The organism is Rhodococcus sp. YL-1 (genome assembly GCF_001942025.1).
GTDB lineage: Bacteria > Actinomycetota > Actinomycetes > Mycobacteriales > Mycobacteriaceae > Rhodococcus_F > Rhodococcus_F qingshengii.
On the sequence record NZ_CP017299.1, the window covers coordinates 169942 to 192038 of the forward strand.

A 22097-nucleotide genomic window follows, 5' to 3' on the forward strand; every position below is an offset into this window, starting at 1 on the left:
GGAGTTTCATCATGGCTTCCGTTTCCGTCTCCGCCGTACTGCCCGCATCCCCCGAGAAGACCTGGGATGCGCTCTCCGATCTGTCTCGCTGGGAAGAGTGGCTCACCATTCACCAGGGCTGGAAGAGTGAACTCCCCACCGAGGTCGCGTTGGGCGCCAAGTTCACCGAGGTCGTCTCCGTGATGGGTATGGCCAACAAGATCGAGTGGACCGTCGAAGAGGTCGAGGTTCCGAAGATGGTCAAGATTGCCGGTACCGGAATGGCCGGCGTCACCGTCGAATTCATCCTCTCGGTCGAGGCCGACGGTGCGGGCTCGAAGGCAACCGTCGACGCCAGCTTCAAGGGCACCATGATCGTCGGGCCGATCGGCAAGGCAGTTGCCAAGAACGCCAAGGCTGATCTCGAGGCCTCGCTGGCCAAGTTCGCCGAGCTGGTCGGGTAACGGCTCGATGACGACACCGAAGACCAACGCGGTCGAATTCGATACGTCCGGGCTGGACGTATGGACCGATCCGGAGCACTTCGAGGTGACAGCCGAGCGCATCGCCGAATATGCCGCTGCCACAAACGACCCCATCGAGCGACACCTGAAAGGCGAGATCGCTCCGCCGGTCTTCGCGGTGGTACCCGTCTTCATGTCGATGGCACCCGCTGCGCTGTCGGTGGCGCCGGTCGAACTGCTGATGAAGCTCGTTCACGGTGAGCAGGACTTCCTGTTCCACCGTCCGATCTACCCCGGTGACCACCTTGTCGCTCGTGCCAAGCCCATCGGATTCGAGGGCCGGGACAACGGATCCACCGTCGTCATCTACGTCGAAACCAAAACCGACAAGGGTGAATTGGTCAACGAGCAGTGGATGACGGCCTTCTTCCGCAAGGTCGACGCGGGCCCCGGACTTGGCGAGAAGGCTCCCGAACACCGATTCGACGACGCTCTTCGCGCTGGTAGACCCGCAGCGGTGGTGAACCAGCACATCGACGAGGACCAGACATTCCGGTACTCACCGGCTTCCGGCGATCCGATGCCGATTCACCTCGACGAGGAGATCGCTCGGATGTCCGGTCTCCCCGGAATCATCAACCATGGACTGTGCACGATGGCGTTCACGTCGTGGGGAGCCCTGACCGAACTGGCAGGCGGCGAGACCGAGCGGTTGCGCCGTCTCGCAGTGCGATTCGCGAAACCCGTACTCCCGACCCAGGACATCGAGACGGTGTTCTACAAGTCGGGTTCGGCAGACGGAGCCACGTCGTACTCGTACGAAACCAGCGCGGTCGGCGACCTCGTGATCAAGGACGGCCTGGCGGTCATCGCCGACAAATGAGTCTTCATGTCCGACAACTGAACTGATGGGAATCTGAACTGATGGGAAGTCTCGACGGTCGCGTAGCGATCATCACCGGAGCAGGACGCGGCATCGGCCGTGAGCATGCGCTGCTCTTCGCTCGTGAGGGTGCGAGCGTCGTGGTCAACGATCTCGGCGGAGCAAACGACGGTTCCGGTGCAGATGCCGGCCCCGCGCAGCAGGTAGTCGACGAGATCGTCGCTGCAGGCGGCAAGGCTGTTGCCAACACCGACAACATCGCCACCTGGGACGGCGCCGAGGGCCTCGTCAAGCAGGCCGTCAGCGAGTTCGGCCGACTCGACGTACTGGTCAACAACGCCGGCATTCTTCGTGACGCCTTCATCGCCGGTATGGACGAGAGCCAGTGGGATGCAGTCATTGCCGTGCACCTCAAGGGGCACGCAGCGACGCTGCACCACGCTGCCGCGTACTGGAAGGACCAGAGCAAGGCAGGCGAGACCGTCAACGCTTCGGTCATCAACACCGCTTCGGCTTCGGGTACCTTCATGCCCAACGCGGGCCAGGGCAACTACGGCGCCGCCAAGGCGGGCATCGCAGCCCTGACGTTGGTGGCCGCTGACGAGCTCGATCGATACGGCGTGCGTGTCAACGCTATTGCGCCGATCGCGCGTACTCGGCTGACGCTGGCGACACCCGGTATGGGCGCGTTGTTCGCCGCCGAGGTCCCCGAGGGTGAGTTCGACGCGTTTGCGCCGTCCAACATCTCCCCGCTGGTGGCCTATCTAGCGGCAGCGGATTGCAAGCTGACCGGCAAGGTGTATGCCGTTCAGGGTGGGGCCATCACGGAACTCGCCGGCTGGCACGGTGTGAACACCATCGAGAGCGAGGGTCCCTGGACCACCGCCGACCTCGCAGAACGACTGTAAGCGCATGGCACGCAACGCATACGAACTCGGTCTCGGGCTGAGTGAGGAGCACACCGCGCTTGCAGATTCGGTGCGCTCCTTCGCCGAGCGCACCATCACCACCGAGCAGGTGCGCGCGGCCGTGGAGTCGCGGACCGAGGACAAGTTCCCCCAGTTCTGGACGGCGCTCGTCGGGCAGGACCTTCTCGGGCTCGCGGTTCCGGAAGAGCAGGGTGGCCACGGCGCCGGCCTGCTGACCTTGGCGGTGGCACTGGAAGCATTGGGCCGCACAGTCTCTCCCGGCCCGTTCGTTCCGACGGTATTGGCAAGCGCCGTTCTCGGCGCCGCCGATTCCAAGGCGGGACCCGAGTTCCTGCCCGGTCTGATCGACGGAAGTCGTACGGCAGCAGTCGCCTTGGGTGCACCGTTGGCGGCCGAGTCGTCGGACGGTGGGTACAAGATCACGGGCGCACTCGACGGTGTGCTCGGTGGTGAGCACGCCGACGTACTGCTGGTTCCGATCCAGTTGCCCGAGGGCGTTCGCTACGCGGTGCTCGAGAGCAGCGCAGTCGCGATCACCGTTCAGGACAGCATCGACGTGCTGCGCGGTAGTGCGCGGATCGAAGCTGACAATGCTCAGATCAGCGCCGAACGGATACTCGACGGTCTCACCGAGGCGCGGGTACGGTCCATTGCCGCAGTCGTTCTCGGTGCCGAAGACGTCGGTGTCATGTCCTGGTGCGTCTCCACTGCATCGGAGTATGCCAAGACGCGCGTGCAGTTCGGGCGACCCATCGGTCAGTTCCAGGGCGTCAAGCACAAGTGCGCGCAGATGGGCATTGCGCTCGAGCAGGCACGCGCCGTTGTGTGGGATGCGGCAAGTGCATTGGACAAGGGCGACGACACGGCAGATTTTGCCGCCGACATCGCAGCAGTCATCGTGCCGGACGCCGCAGTGCAGGTAGCGCAGGACTGCGTGCAGGTTCACGGCGGAATCGGATTCACGTGGGAGCACGACGCACACCTGTACTACCGCCGCGCGCTCTCGATCCGCGGCATTCTCGGCACCCGCGAGGATCGAGCCAATCGTGTTGCGCAGCAAGCACTTGACGGTGTCAGCCGGGCTTCGGTTCTCGAACTGCCGCCGGAGGCAGAGGAGATCCGCGGCGGCATCGCGGCCGAGCTTGCCAAGTTGGTCGAGCTCGACGAGGACGACCAGCTGATCGCGCTCGGCGACGGCGGCTGGGTTCAGCCTCACCTGCCGAAGCCGTACGGGCGCAGCGCCGCTCCGCTCGAGCAGATCGTCATCTCCCAGGAAATCAAGACTGCCGGTATCTCGATGCCGCAGCTTCTGATGGGAACGTGGGCAGTGCAGGCCGTCGTGGCACATGGTTCGGACAAGCAGAAGCAAGAGCTGGCCGTGCCTACCCTGCAGGGTGAGCTGGTGTGGTGCCAGCTCTTCAGCGAGCCCGGTGCTGGTTCCGACCTTGCGTCCTTGTCCACGAAGGCCGAAAAGGTCGACGGCGGTTGGATGATCACCGGTCAGAAGATCTGGACCACGGTTGCGCAGTTCTCCGACTGGGCAATGCTGATCGCCCGCACGGACGCCACCAAGCCGAAGCATCAGGGCATCACCTACTTCGTGCTCGATATGTCGACACCGGGCATCACCGTCCGCCCGCTGCGTGAGATGACGGGCTCGGCGCTGTTCAACGAGGTGTTCCTCGACGACGTGTTCATCCCCGACGAGAACGTGGTCGGTGAGGTCAACGACGGTTGGAACGTCGCCCGGACGACGCTGGCCAGCGAGCGCGTCGCGCTCAGCCAGAAGATGGAGGCGTACGCCTCGGACTCCGATCTGCTGAAGTTCGCGAAGTCGGCAGACCTGAGCCCGATCGGACGCTACCGTGTCGGCGAGCTGGTTGCGGAGAGTCAGGCGATCGATCTCATCGGTTCCCGCGTTGTGCTCAAGCAACTTTCGGGAATCGACGTGAGTACGACGTCGAGCGTCGGCAAGCTGTTGGCGATGAAGATCAGCCAGTCGATCGCCGAGTTCGTCGTCGCCGAACTGGGTGCTGCCGGAGCGGTCAGCATCCCAGGTCAGCCAAGCGACAAGGCGATGGAGCAACTCATTTCGGGCCGTGCCACCACCATCTACGGTGGCACAACCGAGGTGCAACTCAACGTGATCGGTGAGCGCATGCTCGGATTGCCGCGAGACTGAGGGTATTTACCGGCGAGGCTCAGTCCTGGATTCTTCTCCAGGGCTGAGCCTCTTCCAGTTCGAAGGCCAATTCGAGGAGCGTGCGCTCGTCGCCGAGATCGGCGGAGAAATGCGCAGCCAACGGCAAACCATTGCTGGTCTGATGCATCGGTAGCGAAATCGCGGGACCTCCGGAGATGTTGTTCAGTGGCGTGAACGATGTGTACGCGATCAGCTTGTCGAAGAGTTCCTCGAAAGGCTGAGCGGGAGAGAGGTATCCCAGCTCGGGGGTGGTGTGCCCCAGGGCCGGCGAGAGCACGACGTCGTACTTCAAGAACATGGCGCTGTATTGCTGCTGGAGCCGTCGCAGACGATAGAGCACGCGCGGCGTCTTCACCAGGTTCTTCCGGTACAGCGTGTAGAGGCCCTTGGTGAGATTGTCGGTGCCGGACTTGTCGAAGTCGGGTCCGAGCATTTGTTTGCCACCGGTGGAGATGGCAAACGACAGAAAGCCCCAGTAAATGCTGAAGTCGTCGATGAATTCGGGGCCGACGGGCAGTGCTGCGTCCTCGACATGATGGCCAAGGCTTGCAAGGAGTTCGGCCGTAGCTTCGACGGACTTGCGCGTCTCGTCGTCCGTCTTGGTGACGGTGAAGGAATCGGCGATCACGCCGACGCGCAGGCGGGTTGAGCTGGGTCCTTCGATCAAGCGAACCGGTGCGAGTCGCGGATTGCGGTAGTAGTTCTCAGCCGCAGACATCCATCGTGCAGAGTCGCGAACAGTGCGAGTAACGGCGCCCTGGGCGATCAACCGGATCGGCATCGACTTGTCGGCCGGATCGGCGATGGTGCGTCCGCGAGTGGGTTTGAGTCCGACGAGTCCGCAGGCAGCGGCGGGAATGCGAATCGATCCACCGCCGTCGTTGGCGTGCGCGATCGGGAGTACGCCGGCAGCAACAAGCGCGGCTGCGCCTCCCGAGGAAGCGCCCGACGAGTACGCCGGATTCCACGGGTTGTGGACGGGTTCTTCCGTCATGTATTCGGTGGACGCACTGAATCCGAACTCGGGCAGTCGGGTCTTGCCGATCGAAATGGCCCCGGTGGAGAGGAACTGCTTCGCGAAATCGCTGTCGGCTTTGGCGGGGATCGCGGTGAAGGCGGTACTGCCCTGCTGGGTGGGAAGGCCGGCGCTGTCGGTGTTGTCCTTGATCGCGGTGGGGACACCGGCAAAGACGCCCTTGGCGGGCCGGTTGCTCCTGGCGAGGGCACGATCGAAATCAGTGCAGGCCAGACCGTTCAATTGCCCCTGCACTGCCTCGGCGCGGGCGATTGATGCCTCCATGACTTCCCGTGCGGTCACCTCGCCTGATTCGATCCGGGCGGCGACGCCGGTGGCGTCGAGGTCGCCCAGGGCGTCGTCGGTGAAAGCGTGGATGGGGGTGTTCGCGGTCATGGGGATCCTTGTCAGGCGGAGGCACTCAGGTCGTCCGTCCAGCATATTGGACGGACCACCCCTGAGTGGCGCTATCTGTGGATTGCGGTATCAGCTACCGAAGATCGTCACTGCCTGCTCTGCTGCCTGCGGCGCCTGCTGGAACACTCCCTGTGGGATGAACTGCTGCGGAATGAACTGCTGGGGGCCCAACTGCTGGAAGTTCGTGACCATCGGGTGGATGACGTTGTTGAATACATCGTTGAACATGTGTTGTGTCCTTCGGTTACAGCGTTTTTCGAACTTCTGACTCCATCGACACTAAGCACGGTTCTGACGAGTTTCAACGAAAATTGCTGATACACAGGCAAGTTCAAGTTCATTGCCAGCTGGGGGCCAGGAATCGGTCTTCCTTCACAGCTTGGACGCTGCGCCGTGCAGGTTCTTGGCTGTCGGGGAGGTCTCGACGGATTTGGGATCGGGGTACGTGCCCAGTACGCGATCGGCAGTTCCCGCGGTGGTGACGGTGAACCAGTAGTGCTCGTTCTTGAAGTGGTGGTTGCGGTGATTGCGCCAAACCGACCGGTAGAGAGCAGTTTTCGGCTTGTAGTCACTGTGGATGAGGAAATGTGTCCACTCGTAACCGAGGCCGAGCAGGGAAATGCAGGTCAGGAACGTCAGACCGAGTTCGACGCGGGGAAATGCCAGGAGGGCGACGGCTGTCAGAACGGGAATCACGATCAGGAGCGTCTGCCACGGGATGAAGATGAGTGAGACGGTTCGCGGCGCAAAGTGGTGTTCCCGATGGCTGCGCGCCAGCCGTGAATCGAGTGTGACGCCGGCAATGGTTCGCGGCTTCCAATGGAGAACGAAGACGTGAATGATCCACTCCACGAAGGGGAATGCGGCAAGCATCACGAGCGGAACGAGGGCGTCGGTGATCTGCCAGTTGCCCACTGCGATGCGCGCCGCCGCGGCGGCCAGCAGCATGGTGCCGATCATCCACGGCGTCGGTGACTTGCGGAACGTCCGTGCCGCATCGGCGAGAGTAAGAGGCTTGCTCATGGTTTCAGTCCTTCCAGGAAGGTGAGAGCGTCGCCGATTGCCGTCGTGCCGGTGTGAAGGAGCTGTGCGGCTGACGCCTCGGCAGTTGGCTCGTCGTGTGAAGTGATGGCGGAGGCCAGTTTTCGATACAGGTCGGTCTGGCCGACTTCGGCGACCATGACGGATGCAAGTGCAGTCATAGCCGGCTCGTATGCAGCCCGAAGGCTGTTGAAGATTAAACGGAAGGCAATGGAATCTGCGCTGTCGACGACGACGTCCCAGAACGCCAGAGCCCGGTCTTGCAACTCCACTGGATCTTCGGTGGCGCCTAGTTGATCAACGGCCGTGTCGAGTTCTCGGGCGGATTCCGCGGAGATGCGACGGGCGGCCAGCACAGCGATCTGCGGTCCCATCAACTCGCGAGTTTCCAGCACGCTGCGCACCACGCTCAGGTCGGGGACGCCGTCGCGCACCAGCAGCTGGGGGAGAAGTTCGGGTCCGGCCTGGCGTCGAAAATCGCGCACCGACGTGGACTCGCCCTGGCGGACCTCGACGAGTCCGGCCTGGGCGAGCTTCTGAATTGCCTCGCGGACTGCGGGCCGCGAGACACCGAATGCCTCGGCGAGTTTGCGCTCGCTGGGTAGTGCCTCACCCGCAGCCAGCTCTCCGGCCAGCACTTTCACCGAAATCTGGTCGAAGACTGCGCCGGAGGCCGAGGTACGTGCAACGGGTTGGAACATGTACCGACCTTAAGCGCTTGCTGGTGAGAGGTCAAGTGGTATTACCAGTTGCGCACTGGCGTGAAAGAGATACCCCTTGGCCAACAAGCTTCACCGTAACGGCGCAGGTGAGAGTAATTTTAGGCGACCCTAATTCGGAATACCGTCAGGAAGCCCATGACACCTCTCCTGTTACCGACGCTAGACACCGACGCAGAGTTCGCTCGCATCACCGCGGCCTTGACCCGACGCGGCTTTCTGGGCGGAAGTGCCGCCGCACTGTCCATGCTCGCCCTTGCCGGATGCAGCAGTGAGGACGGCGGTGGCGGTGCGGAAGGCGAAACTCGGACGGTGCAGACGCATTACGGACCCGTGGCTGTTCCCGTTGATCCGCAGCGCATCGTCGCCGTCTCCTACAACACCCCGTGGCAGTTGCAAGCCGTCGGCGCCCGACCCGTCGCGACGCTCGACTACAGCGCGTACATCGACCAGTTCACCCCGACACAGCAGAAGTTCATCGACGGCTTGTCCACGGTGGGGGTTTTCCTCGAGGTCAACCGCGAAGCCGTCGTGGCTGCCGCGCCTGATCTCATTGTCGGCGATGCGTACGAGATCGACGAGGACATGTTCCGCGAGCTCTCGAAAATTGCTCCGACAGCGGTGTATTCGGGCACGAACCGATCGGATTGGCGCGCTGTCGCCGAGGGTGTCGCAGACGCGGTCAACAAGGGTTCGGCACTGACGTCGAATCGTGAGAAGTATCAGGCGATGCAAGAGCGAATCCGCACCGAATACGCCGCGCAGCTTGGCGAGAATCGGTGGGCCCAGGTTGCTATCGGTGGTTCGGAAGGGCACTTCTCCATCTTGTATCCAACCGGAGTGACCGGCGCGATGCTCGCCGACCTGAACGTGACCCGCGGCGAATTCATCCCGGACCTGCGCCCAGCCACCGGCTTCGAAGCCTTCCCGCTCGAACAACTCGAAATGCTGCGGGACGTCACCGTCGTCATCTACCCGAAGCAGCCGAACGGAACTGATTCTGCAGGAATGAAATCCGTCTTCGCCAGCCCGCTGTGGAGCCGCATTCCGGCAGCAGCTTCGGGCCGGGTATTCGGAATCAGCACTCAGGTCACCGACTACGGCACTGCAATCAACTGGCTCAACGAACTCGAAACCGGCGCCTTGGAGGCACTTTCATGACATCACTTCTATTGCCCACCGCTGACACCGATGCCGAATTCGCTCGCATCACCGCAGCACTTACCCGACGCGGTTTCCTCGGAGCCGGTGCCTTGGCGGGGATCGGATTGCTCACGGCCTGCGGAACCAGCTCCGGTGAATCGGCCGAGGGTTCGATGCGCACCATCAACACGGCTCTGGGGCAGGTGGAAGTGCCCACCAACCCGCAACGGGTGGTCAGCGCCGATTACTACACAGGCCCCGCGATGTTCGACGCCGGGTTCACACCGGTCGGATTGCCGGTCGACTACGAGAACGCCGACGGCGTCCCGGAACCCTATGCGACCGCTCTGCGGTCTCTCCCGAAGGTGGGACGCTGGTACGAGCCCAACGCCGAGGCGATAGCGGCTTTGTCTCCCGACCTGATCGTGATGACCAACCTGCTGTCGGAGAACAACCCGGATCTTTACGAGCAGATCCGGTCGATCGCACCGACCGCGGTTTTTGCCGAAGACGGGCAGTACGCATGGAAGGAGCGCGCCTTCGGAGTCGCGGACGCGCTGAACCAGAGCGCGAAGGTTCAAGAGTTGGCAGATCGGTACGAGGCGCGGATCGCCAAGTTCCGCAGCGACAACGCTGATGTGCTGAGCAAGGTTAAGGTCGTCTACACCACGTACTTCGAGGAGAGTGGTTTCTCGCTGTACTCGCCGACCAAGTATCAGACGACGGTCATCAGCGAGGCCGGGTTCCAGTTCAACGACCGCTCACTCGCAATTCCCGCCGGCAGCAACGAGTGGTTCCCGAAGGAGCAGTTAGAGCTACTCGACGAGGCCGACGTCATCATCACCAACAGTGGCAAGGGTCCCATCAACGAGAAGTTGGCGAACGACACCATCTTCCAGCGTCTGCGCGCCGTCAAGAACGATCAGGTGTACTCGTTCGACTACGAGGGCGTCGCGTCCTTCGGTTGGGCCCTGACATTCCTCGAGCAGTTCCAGCCGATCGCTGAGGAGATCAGAGCCAAGCTCTGATCTCCTCAGCAATCAAGAGGACGCCGGCGTCACCACATTCAGCTTCGGTTGATGCTGGTCGGTGTATGCCCACGGGCGGATCTTCTCCAGTGCTTTGCCGATCCGGAACACGGTCGGTTCGTCGTACGTATGGCCGACGATCTGGACGCCCGTGGGAACGCCGTTGTGTGCGTGTCCACTCGGCACCGCCAATACGGGGCACCGATTGGCGACGTTGAACGGCAATGTGAGAAGTGCTTCGGCGGTGTTATTCACGTGCTGACCCGCCACAGTGAGGCCGTCGAGCAAAGACTCGCCTGCCGGGAAGGCGATGGTGCCCGAAGTCGGGCAGATCAGCGCATCGAAGGGAGCCATCGCCTCGGCGAGCTCTCGTTGCATTTGGGTTTCCTTGCGAAGGCCGTCCAGAAATGACATTTCCGCAGCGCCCTTCGACGTGATCGCGACGTTGTCGAGCGTGTAGTCGGCAAGAAGATCACCGTGGACGCGAGCAACTTCCGCGACGGATGCACCCATGATCGTTCCGAAATGGACTTTCACCGCTGCTGCCATCGAATCACGAGTCCACGGCAACTCGATCTCCTCGACGATCGCGCCGGCATCGACCAACGACTGTGCGAGAGCCCGGGTGTTCACCTCGATGTCAGGCTCGATGGGGAAGTCACCGAGCCGCAGGCACAGGGCAATTCGCATTCCCTCGACCGACGGGTACTCGTGTGGCAGCGTGATCGCCGGCCTCAGGGAAGAATGGTCACGCGGATCCGGCCCGATCAGAACGTTGGCCAAAAGAATTGCGTCGTCGACAGTTCGGGCCATCGGACCGTCGCCACGGTAGGAATCCATGGACAGCGGGGCGACCCCGGCGATACGCCCGTACGAGGCCTTGAGACCGACGGTGCCGGTAAAGCCTGCCGGGCCTCGCGTCGACCCGCCGATGTCGGATGCTGTTGCCAGAGTAGTAGTTCCGGCGGCCAGTGCGGCGCCGGCTCCTCCGGATGAACCTCCGGGGCTGTAATCGAGGTTCCAGGGATTGCGGGTCACGCCCCACAAAGGAGAGTGTGTGAATGCCGCGACGCAGAATTCCGGTGTCGTCGTGCGTGCGTGAATCAGACCGCCTGCTGCCAGAACTCGGTCGATCACCGGTGCGTTCTCGCGGGCGATGTTGCCGCGCCCCGCCAGAGAGCCTTCGGTCAGCGACTTTCCGGCAATGGCATGTTTTTCCTTGGCAGCTACCGGAATTCCCTCCAGTGGCCGCGGGTCGGGTCCTTGGCCGCGATACCGGCTCTCGGCATCCCGGGCGCCTGCGAGTGCCTCGTCGAACATCTCTTCGGTGAAGGCATTGATGTGAGGTTCGAACTTCTGAGTTCGGTCGATGATTGCCTGTAGCAGTTCGACCGGAGACAATTCCCGCGCGCGAAAGTGAGCAATGGCTTCGGTGGCGCTGAGGTAGTGCAGTTCGTCTGACATGACGTTATCTCCCTGGGACAGTATGCGTGGGAATCACGCGCTCCGCGCAAGGGCTCCCAGCGCGGCCGCGGTCATGGCTGTAACACCTTCGGGTAGGGCAGCGGCGGGATCGGGGGCGAAGCGCGGTGAATGATTGGACGGCGTGCCGGGTGGTATCCGTCCCTCGGCGAGCGCGGCAAGGGCGGTTCCGTCGAAACTCTGCAGTGCCGTTCCGCCGAAATGCCAGAACACGGAGGGGCATTGGGCGGCGGTGCCGAAGATTCCGAAGTCCTCGCTACCTGAAAGTGGTTGTGACAGAGTGTGCATTCCCAAGCCGGCCTGTCGCAGGTCGGACATCACTGTGGACGTGGCGTCCGGAGTGTTGACCGTGGCCGGAAAGCCGTTGTACGCATGAACGTCCGGCGTCTCGACGGCGCCGGCTCCGTCCGCTTCTGCGCGAGCGATCCTGCCCACCGATTCGAGCATGTGATCTCGCGACGACGCACTGAAAGTTCGCAGGCTGAGTAGCAGTTCGGCGTCGTCGGCAATGATGTTCGCAGCTGTGCCGGCGTGCAAGGCTCCCACCGTGAGCACAGGTGCTGTCGGGGTTGCCGCTTCATGAGCGACCAGACTTTGAATGCGCAGCGCGAAAGACGCTGCCATCAACAAAGGGTCGATGCATGCGTACGGTGAGGACGCGTGTCCACCACGGCCGCGAAAGACCACTCGTATCGTGTCGGATGCTGCCATCAAGATGTCGGGTTTGCTGACCAACATCCCCGCCGGAGTCGGGCCCACGTGCTGTCCCAGGCAGAGGTCCGGTCGTGGGAAGCGGTCGAAGATTCCGTCGTCGACCATCGCGCGAGCGCCGGAGCCGGTCTCCTCGGCAGGCTGGAAGACCGCGACAACAGTCCCGGTGATCGATGTCGAATCCGCGGAAAGTGCGGCGCACGTGGCAAGTAGCGCGGTTACGTGGACATCGTGGCCACACGCATGCATGACTCCATCAGTTCTGGAGGCGTAGGACAGCCCGGTGTCTTCTGCCACCGGCAACGCGTCCATGTCGGCGCGTAGCAGGATCACCGGACCGCTGCTCCCTTCGAGAACACCGACGACACCCGTACCGCCGACCCCGACCGTGACGTCCCAGCCGCCGATTCGCCGAAGTTCCTCGGCAACAATTGCGGCGGTGCGAGTTTCGTCGCCGGACAACTCGGGGTGTGCGTGTAGGTCCCGGTAGAGCTCGAACCAGTGCGGCTCGACGGTTCGCAACCGCGACGGGTCTCCGAACTCGAGATTCGAAAGCAGTTGATTCATGGTTGATCTTCTTTCAGTTGGCGGTTTTCAGTTGCACCAGGTTCAGCATCTTTTCTCGGGTTTGCGGCGCTGCCATGACCGCGACGATCGCCACGACAGGCCCGAGCGCGAGAGATACGAACGCTGCTGACCAGGAGAGGTGGTCCACGATGAATCCGAATACCAACGGCGCGACTATTCCGGCGACCATGCCGCCGAAAATGATCATCGACGAGGCTGCTCCGACCACCGACGAAGGCAGGCTACGAAGCGGAAGTGCAAAACACGGCATGAAAGCGAAAGAGGCAGCGGCAGATCCGAGGGTGACGAGAACGACGAACAAGGCCGTGTTGGAGACGAAAGGAATCGAAACGAGCATCACGATGCACGCGAGCATGGACGGCACCACGACGACACGACTGTTGCCAGCCAGTCGATCGGAGATTCGCCCGCCGATGACGGTGGTCACGGCGGCCACCACGGTAGCCGGAATCAGAAGGAGGCTTGCACTCGAGAGGGCGATTCCACGTTCGTCATGGAGGTAGGACGGAACCCACGACGACATCCCCCAGATCACGAAGTCGTATCCGAAGAACATCAAGGCGAAGAGCCACATCGCGCGGGAGCGAAGTACGGTGCGCATGTTGTCCCAGGAGGAATCCGGACCGTGGTCGTTCTCCGCCGGAAGTGCCGGCGGGAGCCACAACTTGATGCTGACGAGCGAGAGTACGCCGAGCGCCGCGACGGCCAGAAACATTCCACGCCAGCCGATCAACGGGAGAAGAGCTGCCGCAACAACGATGGCGAGAAGCGTACCGACGGCGTTGGAACTGTTCATCCATCCTGTGGCAGTGGCACGTTGCTCCGGGATGCTCCGCTCGGCAACGAGCTTTACTGCAGCTGCCGGAAACACGCCCTGCGCGAGACCGAAGAGAAAGCGAACAACCAGAAGCGTCCCGAACGACCAGGCAAGGGCAGTGAGGCCGGTGAAGACACTCCACGCCACCAATCCGATCAGAGCCATCCGGACTGCGCCGTATCGATCGGCGAGCAGTCCACCAGGCAGTTGGGCCAGCGTGTATGCAATGAAGAACGTGGAGATGATCAATCCGCGCTGGGAGTAGTCGAGATCGAACTCCTCACCGAGCAAGGGGAGAGCGAGGTTGATCGCCAGCCGATCTATGTAGTCGATCGCGTACGCGACGAACAGCAACGCGACCGTGACTTTGGTGGAGCGAAGCACTGGGCCTCCAAGTGGTGAACCTGTGAAGTGATTCACACATCTTTGGCAAACAGGCAGGGATCACCGACCAGAATGCAGTAATCCGGCAATACTGGCCTGATGAAGCCGGAATCCGACACATTCGTGATCGCGGAATCTGATCTGGAGATCATCAATGCACTTCAGCTCAACCCCCGCGCGTCGTGGACGCAGTTGTCGTCAGTGCTCGACATGGATTCGACGACGATCGCCCGCCGGTGGCGTCGCCTCGTCTCGAACGGTCATTCGTGGGTCAACGCGGTCGCAATCGGTCGAACCCACATATTCGGCTATCTCCTGATCAGGACCACACAGGATTCCGTTGCCGACGTGGGGGAGCTGTTACGTCAACTCTCCTGTGCCTATCTGTTGGCCAGGACGGAAGGCGAGTACGAGTACTTCGTCGGAGTCGTGGCCGCCGACCACAAGAGTTTGGACGCCTTGGTGTGTGAGCACCTTGCCGCCGATCCTGGAATTCTGTCGATCAGAAGCCGGGTCGGGGTGAAGGTGTACCGGGACGGGTTCAGCTGGGAGCCGGGCGCTCTGGGGCAAGCGGGTCGGGCTCGGCTGGCAACGGCATCGACAAAGGGCGCTGCGGTGCCGGCAGATCCGACAGAGTTCCGCGAGTCCGACGGTGCCCTGTTGGAGGCGCTCGGCCGTGACGGACGTGCCAGCTACGCGCGCCTCGCCGCGATTTGTGGAACGAACGAGACTGCGATTCGACGGCGCTTGGCCCAACTGACTGCGTCGCAACAGTTGATTTTCCGCTGCGATGTCTCGCAACAGGCTGTCGGTTCACCGTTCGAAGTGATCTTCGATGTCGCTGTGGACGGTTCCACCGACGAACTCGGCAATCTTGTGTCGAGTTGGCCGGAGATCAGATTGTTGGTGGCGACTACCGGAACAGCGAACATGTTGATCAGCGTGTGGCTGAGCAGCCTCGCGCAGAGTCTTGTCGTCGAGGATCGACTCCGCCGAATCGGTAGTGTGCGGATCCTTGATCGACGTGTCTCGCTGTACCCGATGAAGCGGTTCGGGCAGCTACTCGGACCGAGCGGAGTGGCGGAAGGTCATGTCCCGGTCGCAATTTGGGGTGCCGGCGACGTTATTCGTTGAGCGTCAGTCGATCGGCGTCCGATTGTCGTCGACGAGGTGTGTAGCGGAGTCGGTCGCACGGGAGCGCTTCCAGATCATCCGTGCCAGCGCACCCAGTACGGACACTGCCAGGACAACGCCACCGCCGATGATGCCGGCCGACGAGTCCGGGAAGATGCCCTCGAGCAGCAGCCAGACACCGAAGACGAAGAACAGCACCGCGGCGCCGATCTTGATGAATCCGTCCGGAAGGTGCTTGCCCAGCACCGAGCCGACGATGATGGCGAGAGCGTCGGCCGCCACCATGCCTACCGTCGACCCGATCCAGACGCCGATCCAGTCGTTGTCAGTCGCAAGGGTGATGGTGGCGAGCATGGTCTTGTCGCCGAGTTCTGCCAGGAAGAAGGCCGAGGCGACGGCGATGAAGGCGGATCGCGTGACGCGACCGGCCTTGTTCTGCTCGTCGTCGGTGAGATCGTCGCCGCGCAAGGTCCAGAGGCCGAAGATCAGGAAAGCGATACCGCCGACGATGGAAATCGCCGCGGTGGGGAGGGCGACGCCCAGGTAGTGGCCGACGGCGACCGAGACGAGGTGAACAAGGGTGGTGGCGACGGTGATTCCGCCGAGGACGACCCACCAGCGATAGCGCAAGGCAAACGTCATTGCCATCAGTTGGGACTTGTCACCGAGTTCTGCGACAAAAATGACGCCGAAACTCAAAAGTATTGCGGCAAGCAAGATTTACTCCTCCGGTCGGTGTAGGTCGGAGGAAAAATGCGAGCCTCCGGCCTGGGCAGGCGCAGTGGGTGCGCTTGTCCGGCCGAAGGTCTCGCCCACCGAGGCCACAGGACCTTCGGTTCGCCAGGCCGGGTGCTTCGCGATCCGCACCAGGCGGAGCGCGTCGAACCAGTATGTCGACACGGGCGATTGGGGGCTACTCCCCTTCGTTGCTGCCCACGTTAGCGCGCCTGAAACGAATTGGCAAAGCGCACAGCAAGTTTGGGAGTCCGAACTTATCGCTTACCGGGGCCGTCACGAGGCGAGGAGCATGGCCAAAACAGCGGTGTCGGGATCGCTGATCGGATCGATGCCGACACGACTGATCATGGAGACGACTGTGCCGTCCGGCTCAGCCTCGACCCACGCCGCACGATGCTCCAAACCCAGATAGGGAAGGCCTGGCAGCAGTACGCACCCCGACGCGCTGCCCTCGCATTCCGGCAGGCTGGGCGTGGTTTCCGACGGTGGGTGCAGCATGATCAGCGCCGGTGGCTGATGGTCGGAGAAACGGCCGGGTGTCAAGGCGAAATCGCCGAGTACCGGACCTTCGGCAACCACCAGACCGACGGTGCCCGGCTGCGGATCTTCGGGAACGTCTTCACGGACCCCGAAGACCGTCGTGGTCGGCAACAAACCTGGCATCGAGGCCACGCGGACAGCCAATGCGAGAAGCTGCGCCCACTCCTGGGTGGTGTCCGGCCAACGACCGGAAATGACGAACCCCTGCAAAGACCCAGCGGCTTGGAACGGAGAAATGCCTATTGCTTCGTTTCTGTTCATTTCTGTTCCTCCCTCGGTGCTGGGGCAAATCTCGGGCAGACGCGCATGCGTCGGTCCGGCACACCTCGTTGGGTAATCGAAATATGCACCCATTCGGTACTGGCACACAAGAGAGGGAGAGTGCCAGCCAGGTTTGCGCTGGTGAGGGCGGTGGTATGCGCAGACATGACTCTGTCGAAGAACCGTTCTCGGCTGGAAGACCTGGCAACGCAGGCGTGGATCTTCGGATATCCCCTGTTGATTGCTGCGGTATCGCGGGATGTCATGACGGCGGTGCCTTCGCCGGTGGCGATGAAAGCCCCGCTCAACCAGTTCGCATACGCGCGTACGACGCCGGATGCGACCTTCACCGATGTCGTCTCACCCAACGCGGACACTCTCTACTCGTCGGGGTGGCTGGACGTCTCGACGGAACCGCAGGTGCTCTCACTGCCGGACTTCGGCACGCGGTACTGGCTGGTCCCCATCCTCGACGCGTGGAGCGACGTGTTCACGGTTCCGGGATCTCGGACAGTCGGGCGGACCGGGGGACCGTACCTGGTGGCCGGGCCGAATTGGAAAGGCAACGTGCCCAAGGGTTTGACGCTGCTGCGGTCTCCGACGGCGATGAACTGGATAGTCGCCCGCTACGCGACGTCGGGGGGAACAGACCTGGCAGAAGTGCACAGCCTGCAGGACCGGACGCGACTCACTCCTCTGTCGGAGTGGACGGGTGACCCGCAGGACTACACGCCTGGTGAAATGCCGGTGAACCCTGCCGTCGACACGCGGACGCCGCCGGTGGACCAGGTGGCCGCCATGGACGGCGAGGCATTCTTCACCAGACTCGACGCACTTCTCGACGACAATCCTCCGCGTCCGGAGGACACCGAGATGATGAAACAACTGTCCGACATAGGAATCGGCTCCTCCTTGCCCTGGAGGTCGCGTCCGCAGGAGGTACGTGATGCCCTCGATAGAGCTGCGCGAACCGGTATGGACGTGCTGAGCGAGATCGCCGAAGAGGCCGAGGGCAGTCCGAAGAACGGCTGGACGATGCACCGCGGCTTGGGGCACTACGGAACCCATTACGCTCAGCGGGCTCTGATCGTCTGGCTCGGTTTCGGGGCCAATCTCGACGCTGATGCCGTGTACCCGCATGCCACGACGGACGTCGACGGGAAGCCGCTGACCGGGGCGAAGAAGTACGTCCTGCACTTCGAGAAGGACGAGCTGCCACCGGTCGAGGGCTTCTGGTCGCTCACGATGATGAACGAGCGGCAGTTCTTCGTGGACAACCCGATCGACCGATACGCGATTGGCGATCGAAGCGATCTGGTGTTTGCCGACGACGGTTCCCTTGACATCTATCTCCAGCACGAATCCCCTGGTGGTGAGAAGGAGCGGAACTGGCTGCCGGCTCCGTCCGGCGACTTCAACGTCTTTCTGCGCCTGTACTGGCCGAAGGCGGCAGTGCTGTCGGGATCGTGGACTGCGCCCGGTATTCGAGAAGCAAGTATTCGAGAAGCAGGCTGAAAGTCCCCTCGCTTCGTACCCGAAGAGCACAACTCGGTATCAGCCGCGCGTTTCGATGGGCGGAAAGGTCACAAGAGTCATACGATCTGTCGGTATTGCCCTGTTTGAAGAGCTGTTGAATCGGTCAGAGACACCCGCTTGTTTCGGAGGCTACTGATGGTCACGCAGAATCCGTTCGTGCAGTACGGCAAAGAGATCTGGTGGATGATCCTGATCCGCGGAATCTTCGGCGTGATCTTCGGAATCATCGCGCTCGTGTGGCCGGGAATTACCGTGGTGGCCTTGGTTTTCCTGTTCGGTATCTACTCCATCGCCGACGGTTTGATCACGATAGTTCGCGCCATCCGGGACCGCGAGCATCTGAGCTCGTGGGGTTGGTGGGTGTTCACGGGCGTCGTCTCGGTCGGAGCCGGCATCGTCGCGCTGGTCTGGCCGGGCATCACTGCGCTGGTGCTGCTGTACATAATTGCCTTCTACGCCATCATGTTCGGAATCTTCGGAATTGTCGGCGCCTTCAAGATGAAGGCGCTGCCCGGATCCAGTTGGGGATGGTTGCTCGCCGCATCGGTGCTTGCTGTCATCTTCGGCATCATTCTTCTCATCGCGCCCGGCGAAGGCATCATCAGCCTCATCTGGTTGTTGGGTTGGTACGCAATCCTGTTCGGCCTCTTCATGATCGTGGGAGCATTCCAGATCAGGAGCCGGGCAAAGGAAGCCGGTGTTCTCTAAGCCGGTGTTCTCTAAGAAGGGAAAGCCGGCCGTCGAGGCTCCCACTCCGATCCCCACGCTGTCCGGTAGCGAGAACTGGTCGATCCCGCGCGGTTTGATCGTCCTGCTCGGTATTGCCGCCACCGTGGTCGCCGTCGGCGGAATGAAGGTGTTCGGCGGCATCCTCGGACCGGTATTCCTGGCCCTGGTGCTGACGATTGCCGTTCAGCCCATTCAGGATTGGTCACAGCGCCGAGGGTGGCCCAAGTGGGTCGGGATGCTCGGCTCACTGGTCACCGTGTACTTGATCCTGCTCGGGTTGGCGGCGTCGTTGATCGTGTCGACGGCTCAGTTGGCGACGATCCTGCCGCAGTACTCCGAGGAGATGACCAACCTCCTCAACGAGGGCCGCGACAAGTTGGCCGACTTCGGAGTGAGTACCGAACAGATCCAAAGCACGCTCAGCAGTGTCGATCTCACGAAGGTTGTGGGCGTACTCGAAAGCGGGCTGGAGGGCCTGCTCGGCATCCTGTCGGATCTGGTGTTCATTCTCGCGTTGTTGCTGTTCATGGCCTTCGACGGCATGAGCATCCGCTCGCGGTTGCATGTGCTGTCCGAGCAACGTCCCGAAATCTCCTACGCGCTCTCCACCTTTGCCGCCGGAACTCGCAAATACCTGGTGGTCTCGACGGTCTTCGGCCTCATCGTGGCGGTACTCGACGGTGGCGCGCTGTGGCTCATGGGCATTCAGCTGCCCGTCCTGTGGGCGTTGCTGTCCTTCATCACCAACTACATCCCCAACATCGGGTTCGTCATCGGCGTGATTCCACCGGCGCTCCTGGGACTGTTGCAGGGCGGGCCGTGGCTGATGCTGTGGGTGATCGTCGTCTACTCCGTCATCAACTTCGTGATCCAGTCCATCATCCAACCCAAGTTCGTCGGCGACGCCGTCGGACTGTCGGTGACGATGACGTTCCTCTCACTTGTCTTCTGGTCGTGGGTTCTCGGGGCGCTCGGAGCGCTGCTGGCGATCCCGCTCTCGTTGTTGGTGAAGGCCGTCCTGCTCGACATCGACCCAGCCACGCGCTGGGCCGACATCCTGATCAGTGGCCCTCGGGACATGCCGAAGGAGGAACCCGAGGAGTCTGAGAAGCCGGCGACGCCCGCAGGCTAGGGCTCTCAGTGTTTCTACAAGTTGTTGCTTTATCGTCTCGCCCATGAGCGCCGAGAACACCACAGAAAACTCCCATCGCCGGCCGTCACGACTCGGTCGACGGCTGGCAGTCGGTGGTGTGGCCGCGATCGTCGCGGCTGCGGTGGCGGGGATCGGGTTCGTGATCTTCGCGGGCGGTGCCGACACCTCGAACACCGTCGCGATCGTGAACGCCGACGCGGGAACCACGCTCGACGGCAAGGAACTTCGGGCCGGCGACACGCTGGTGGACACGTTGGGCAAGAACGAAGACTTCGACTTCCAGGTGGTCGACAACCCCGGCGGGAACTACTTCGCGACGTTGACCGTGCCGGAGGACTTCAGCGAAACCGTCGCGTCGATGTTCGGCATGGATCCACGGCAGGCGAGCGTCGACCTCGAGGTGAAGGGCTCGGATTCGGAGAAGTCGGCCGAGTTGACTCGGGCCGTGTCGGCGCAGGTCGGCGCGGACGGCATCAAGGGCCTGCTGGCTCAGACGTCGGCCGCCAGACGCTCGATCGATCAAAACCTCACCACCGCACAGATTCTGGTCGCCGGAACCAACGAGGCCGGAAAGTCCATCGATCAGGTGAAAGCAGGCGCAGGCACTCTGCTGCCGTACCTCGAGACCGCACGGTCCGGGGCGTTGGAGCTGATGAGCGTCGCGGATCAGGTGTCCGGTGTTGTCGATCAGGCGTCGGGGTCGGCGGAAGAGCTGGCCACGCGCGCGGACTCACTGGGCCTGACGCTTGGGGAGGCGTCGTCCTCGACCGCGGAACTGAAGACACGAATCGACACGCTGCAGACTGCGCTGAACGGCCTTCCGATCCCGCCTGACGTGACAACGCAACTGGCCGGTGTGAGTTCGGATCTCGGTGCGCTGAATGCGCAACTGGGCACCGTTCCGGCGCTGTTGGGTGGCTCGGTCGGGCCCGATACGGAGCTCGGTGATCTAGTCCGCACCGCTGTCGGGCAGCTGCAAGGCGCGAGCGATCAACTGAGCAGTGCTGCCGGACAATTGAACGACGGCCTCATTCCCATCGCTGATCAGGCGCCGCAGATGCTCGGTGACGTGACCGATCAGATCACCCAGGGATTCACGACGCTGCAAGGAATCGCCAAGTCACTGGTCACGGGCCTCGACGGCGCAAAATCCGGTATTCCCGCGATGACCACCCCGCAGCAGGTTCAGCTGACCTCGGTGCTGTCGGATCCGGTGGCCGTGAATCAGACCACCGCGGGCAGCGGTGACTCCGGAACTCGCACACTGGCATTGGTCTTCGGAGCCACGACGGTCCTGCTCGGTGGTGCTCTGCTGACACGAACGGCGGCGCCCCTGGTGAGGCGCCGCCGTTCGCAAGAAGAGCGTGACTAGACGATCAGACCTGCGGTCTGGGTACGTGCACGGTCGAAGCGAGCCGAAACGTCGTTCCAGTTGACGATGTTCCAGAATGCCTTGACGTAGTCGCCCTTGACGTTCTGGTAGTCGAGGTAGAAAGCGTGCTCCCACATGTCGAGGAGCAGCAGCGGCGTGAGGCCGATGGAGATGTTGCCCTGCTGATCGTAGAGCTGGACGATGATCAGACGCTGTCCGATCGAGTCCCACGCGAGGATGGACCAGCCGGAGCCCTGGATGGCGTTGGCGTTCGCGGAGAAGTGAGCGCGGAAGAGATCGAACGAACCGAAGTTGTCGTCGATCGCTGCGGCGAGTTCACCTTCGGGCTTGTCGCCACCGTCAGCGCTGAGGTTGTTCCAGAAAACGGTGTGGTTGGTGTGGCCACCGAGGTGGAACGCCAGGTTCTTCTCGAGCAGGTTGGCCTGCGCTGCGATGGTGTCGTTCTCACGAGCCTCGGCCAGCTTCTCGAGTGCAGCGTTGGCACCGGCAACGTAAGCCGCGTGGTGCTTGTCGTGATGCAGCTCCATGATCTTGCCCGAGATGTGCGGCTCGAGGGCTGCGTAGTCGTAGGGGAGTTCCGGCAGCGTGTAAACAGACACGAGGGTCCCTTCTTTGCGGGCTGGTGAGCCCTGGTGCTTTAGAGTGCGTCGATCACCGGTCACGGCGTGACGTCACTCGCGTATGTGCAAATCATTCTTCGGGTTTCCACCCAATAACATTCGTACACCGTCCGCAACAGTCCGGCTCAGGTAGTAATCACCAAAGAATAAAGTTTGGGAAACCGAACTTGCCCCGATCTAAGGGTAAGCT

The 22097-nt window shown here is 62.3% G+C and carries 21 protein-coding genes; 11 read left to right on the forward strand and 10 right to left on the reverse strand.

The features are described from left to right. Window positions 1-11: 11 nt before the first annotated feature. Genes BH682_RS00825 through BH682_RS00840 form a run of 4 tightly spaced genes read left to right on the forward strand, consistent with a single transcriptional unit; the run spans window position 12 to window position 4437 of the window. Window positions 12-443, forward strand: a complete 432-nt coding sequence (locus BH682_RS00825; protein ID WP_030535858.1) for a type II toxin-antitoxin system Rv0910 family toxin — start codon at window positions 12-14, stop codon at window positions 441-443. A 7-nt stretch (window positions 444-450) separates the two neighbouring features. Next, window positions 451-1326, forward strand: coding sequence for a MaoC/PaaZ C-terminal domain-containing protein (locus BH682_RS00830; RefSeq protein ID WP_030535857.1), 876 nt, complete (start codon window positions 451-453; stop codon window positions 1324-1326). A gap of 41 nt (window positions 1327-1367) precedes the next feature. Beyond that, window positions 1368-2234: an SDR family oxidoreductase gene (locus tag BH682_RS00835; RefSeq protein WP_007735961.1), complete on the forward strand. Its 867-nt coding sequence runs from the start codon at window positions 1368-1370 to the stop codon at window positions 2232-2234. 4 nt (window positions 2235-2238) lie between these two features. Beyond that, complete coding sequence (locus tag BH682_RS00840) at window positions 2239-4437, forward strand: acyl-CoA dehydrogenase (protein WP_075831765.1); 2199 nt, start codon at window positions 2239-2241, stop codon at window positions 4435-4437. Between the two features lie 19 nt (window positions 4438-4456). Here BH682_RS00840 and BH682_RS00845 read toward each other — a convergent pair whose 3' ends face one another. The 4 genes from BH682_RS00845 to BH682_RS00855 form a co-directional block, all read right to left on the reverse strand. Then, window positions 4457-5869 carry an amidase gene (locus BH682_RS00845; RefSeq protein ID WP_075831768.1) on the reverse strand — a complete coding sequence of 471 codons (1413 nt, stop codon included), beginning with the start codon at window positions 5867-5869 and terminating at the stop codon, window positions 4457-4459. Window positions 5870-5959: 90 nt separating this feature from the next. Then, window positions 5960-6118, reverse strand: a complete 159-nt coding sequence (locus tag BH682_RS36265; RefSeq protein WP_003944172.1) for a hypothetical protein — start codon at window positions 6116-6118, stop codon at window positions 5960-5962. A gap of 144 nt (window positions 6119-6262) precedes the next feature. After that, window positions 6263-6913 carry a sterol desaturase family protein gene (locus BH682_RS00850; protein ID WP_007735968.1) on the reverse strand — a complete coding sequence of 217 codons (651 nt, stop codon included), beginning with the start codon at window positions 6911-6913 and terminating at the stop codon, window positions 6263-6265. After that, entirely contained in the window at window positions 6910-7632 is a 723-nt protein-coding gene (locus tag BH682_RS00855; RefSeq protein WP_007735969.1) for a FadR/GntR family transcriptional regulator, read from the reverse strand. The genes BH682_RS00850 and BH682_RS00855 overlap by 4 nt, the downstream gene beginning before the upstream one ends. Before the next feature lie 156 nt (window positions 7633-7788). Between BH682_RS00855 and BH682_RS00860 the strand changes: the two genes are divergently transcribed. Beyond that, window positions 7789-8811, forward strand: a complete 1023-nt coding sequence (locus BH682_RS00860; protein ID WP_075831770.1) for an ABC transporter substrate-binding protein — start codon at window positions 7789-7791, stop codon at window positions 8809-8811. After that, window positions 8808-9821, forward strand: coding sequence for an ABC transporter substrate-binding protein (locus tag BH682_RS00865; protein ID WP_075831772.1), 1014 nt, complete (start codon window positions 8808-8810; stop codon window positions 9819-9821). Before BH682_RS00860 ends, BH682_RS00865 begins: the two co-directional genes overlap by 4 nt. Before the next feature lie 12 nt (window positions 9822-9833). Here the strand turns inward: BH682_RS00865 and BH682_RS00870 are convergent, their stop codons facing one another. Genes BH682_RS00870 through BH682_RS00880 form a run of 3 tightly spaced genes read right to left on the reverse strand, consistent with a single transcriptional unit; the run spans window position 9834 to window position 13803 of the window. Next, complete coding sequence (locus BH682_RS00870) at window positions 9834-11285, reverse strand: amidase (RefSeq protein ID WP_075831774.1); 1452 nt, start codon at window positions 11283-11285, stop codon at window positions 9834-9836. 33 nt (window positions 11286-11318) lie between these two features. After that, complete coding sequence (locus BH682_RS00875; protein WP_075831776.1) at window positions 11319-12581, reverse strand: amidohydrolase; 1263 nt, start codon at window positions 12579-12581, stop codon at window positions 11319-11321. Between the two features lie 13 nt (window positions 12582-12594). Then, window positions 12595-13803 carry an MFS transporter gene (locus BH682_RS00880; RefSeq protein WP_030535848.1) on the reverse strand — a complete coding sequence of 403 codons (1209 nt, stop codon included), beginning with the start codon at window positions 13801-13803 and terminating at the stop codon, window positions 12595-12597. 99 nt (window positions 13804-13902) lie between these two features. Here BH682_RS00880 and BH682_RS00885 point away from each other — a divergent pair, with 99 nt between their 5' ends. Then, window positions 13903-14937: an Lrp/AsnC family transcriptional regulator gene (locus BH682_RS00885; RefSeq protein ID WP_075831778.1), complete on the forward strand. Its 1035-nt coding sequence runs from the start codon at window positions 13903-13905 to the stop codon at window positions 14935-14937. A gap of 3 nt (window positions 14938-14940) precedes the next feature. Here the strand turns inward: BH682_RS00885 and BH682_RS00890 are convergent, their stop codons facing one another. Next, window positions 14941-15654 carry a TMEM165/GDT1 family protein gene (locus BH682_RS00890; protein ID WP_058227350.1) on the reverse strand — a complete coding sequence of 238 codons (714 nt, stop codon included), beginning with the start codon at window positions 15652-15654 and terminating at the stop codon, window positions 14941-14943. A 294-nt stretch (window positions 15655-15948) separates the two neighbouring features. Beyond that, window positions 15949-16476, reverse strand: coding sequence for a hypothetical protein (locus BH682_RS00895; RefSeq protein WP_003944138.1), 528 nt, complete (start codon window positions 16474-16476; stop codon window positions 15949-15951). 165 nt (window positions 16477-16641) lie between these two features. Between BH682_RS00895 and BH682_RS00900 the strand changes: the two genes are divergently transcribed. From BH682_RS00900 to BH682_RS00915, 4 genes are all read left to right on the forward strand, one after another. Continuing rightward, complete coding sequence (locus BH682_RS00900) at window positions 16642-17991, forward strand: DUF1254 domain-containing protein (RefSeq protein WP_003944160.1); 1350 nt, start codon at window positions 16642-16644, stop codon at window positions 17989-17991. A gap of 156 nt (window positions 17992-18147) precedes the next feature. After that, window positions 18148-18720 carry an HdeD family acid-resistance protein gene (locus tag BH682_RS00905; protein WP_003944155.1) on the forward strand — a complete coding sequence of 191 codons (573 nt, stop codon included), beginning with the start codon at window positions 18148-18150 and terminating at the stop codon, window positions 18718-18720. A 4-nt stretch (window positions 18721-18724) separates the two neighbouring features. Beyond that, window positions 18725-19873 (forward strand): AI-2E family transporter, encoded by a 1149-nt coding sequence (locus tag BH682_RS00910; protein ID WP_042453218.1) that lies wholly within the window; start codon window positions 18725-18727, stop codon window positions 19871-19873. Window positions 19874-19916: 43 nt separating this feature from the next. Next, on the forward strand, window positions 19917-21266 hold the full coding sequence (locus tag BH682_RS00915) for a hypothetical protein (protein ID WP_064073605.1): 1350 nt from the start codon (window positions 19917-19919) through the stop codon (window positions 21264-21266). Here the strand turns inward: BH682_RS00915 and BH682_RS00920 are convergent. Beyond that, a complete protein-coding gene (locus BH682_RS00920) occupies window positions 21263-21886 on the reverse strand; it encodes a superoxide dismutase (protein ID WP_003944189.1) in 624 nt (207 codons plus the stop codon). The two genes, BH682_RS00915 and BH682_RS00920, sit on opposite strands and share 4 nt — an antisense overlap. Window positions 21887-22097 lie beyond the last annotated feature (211 nt).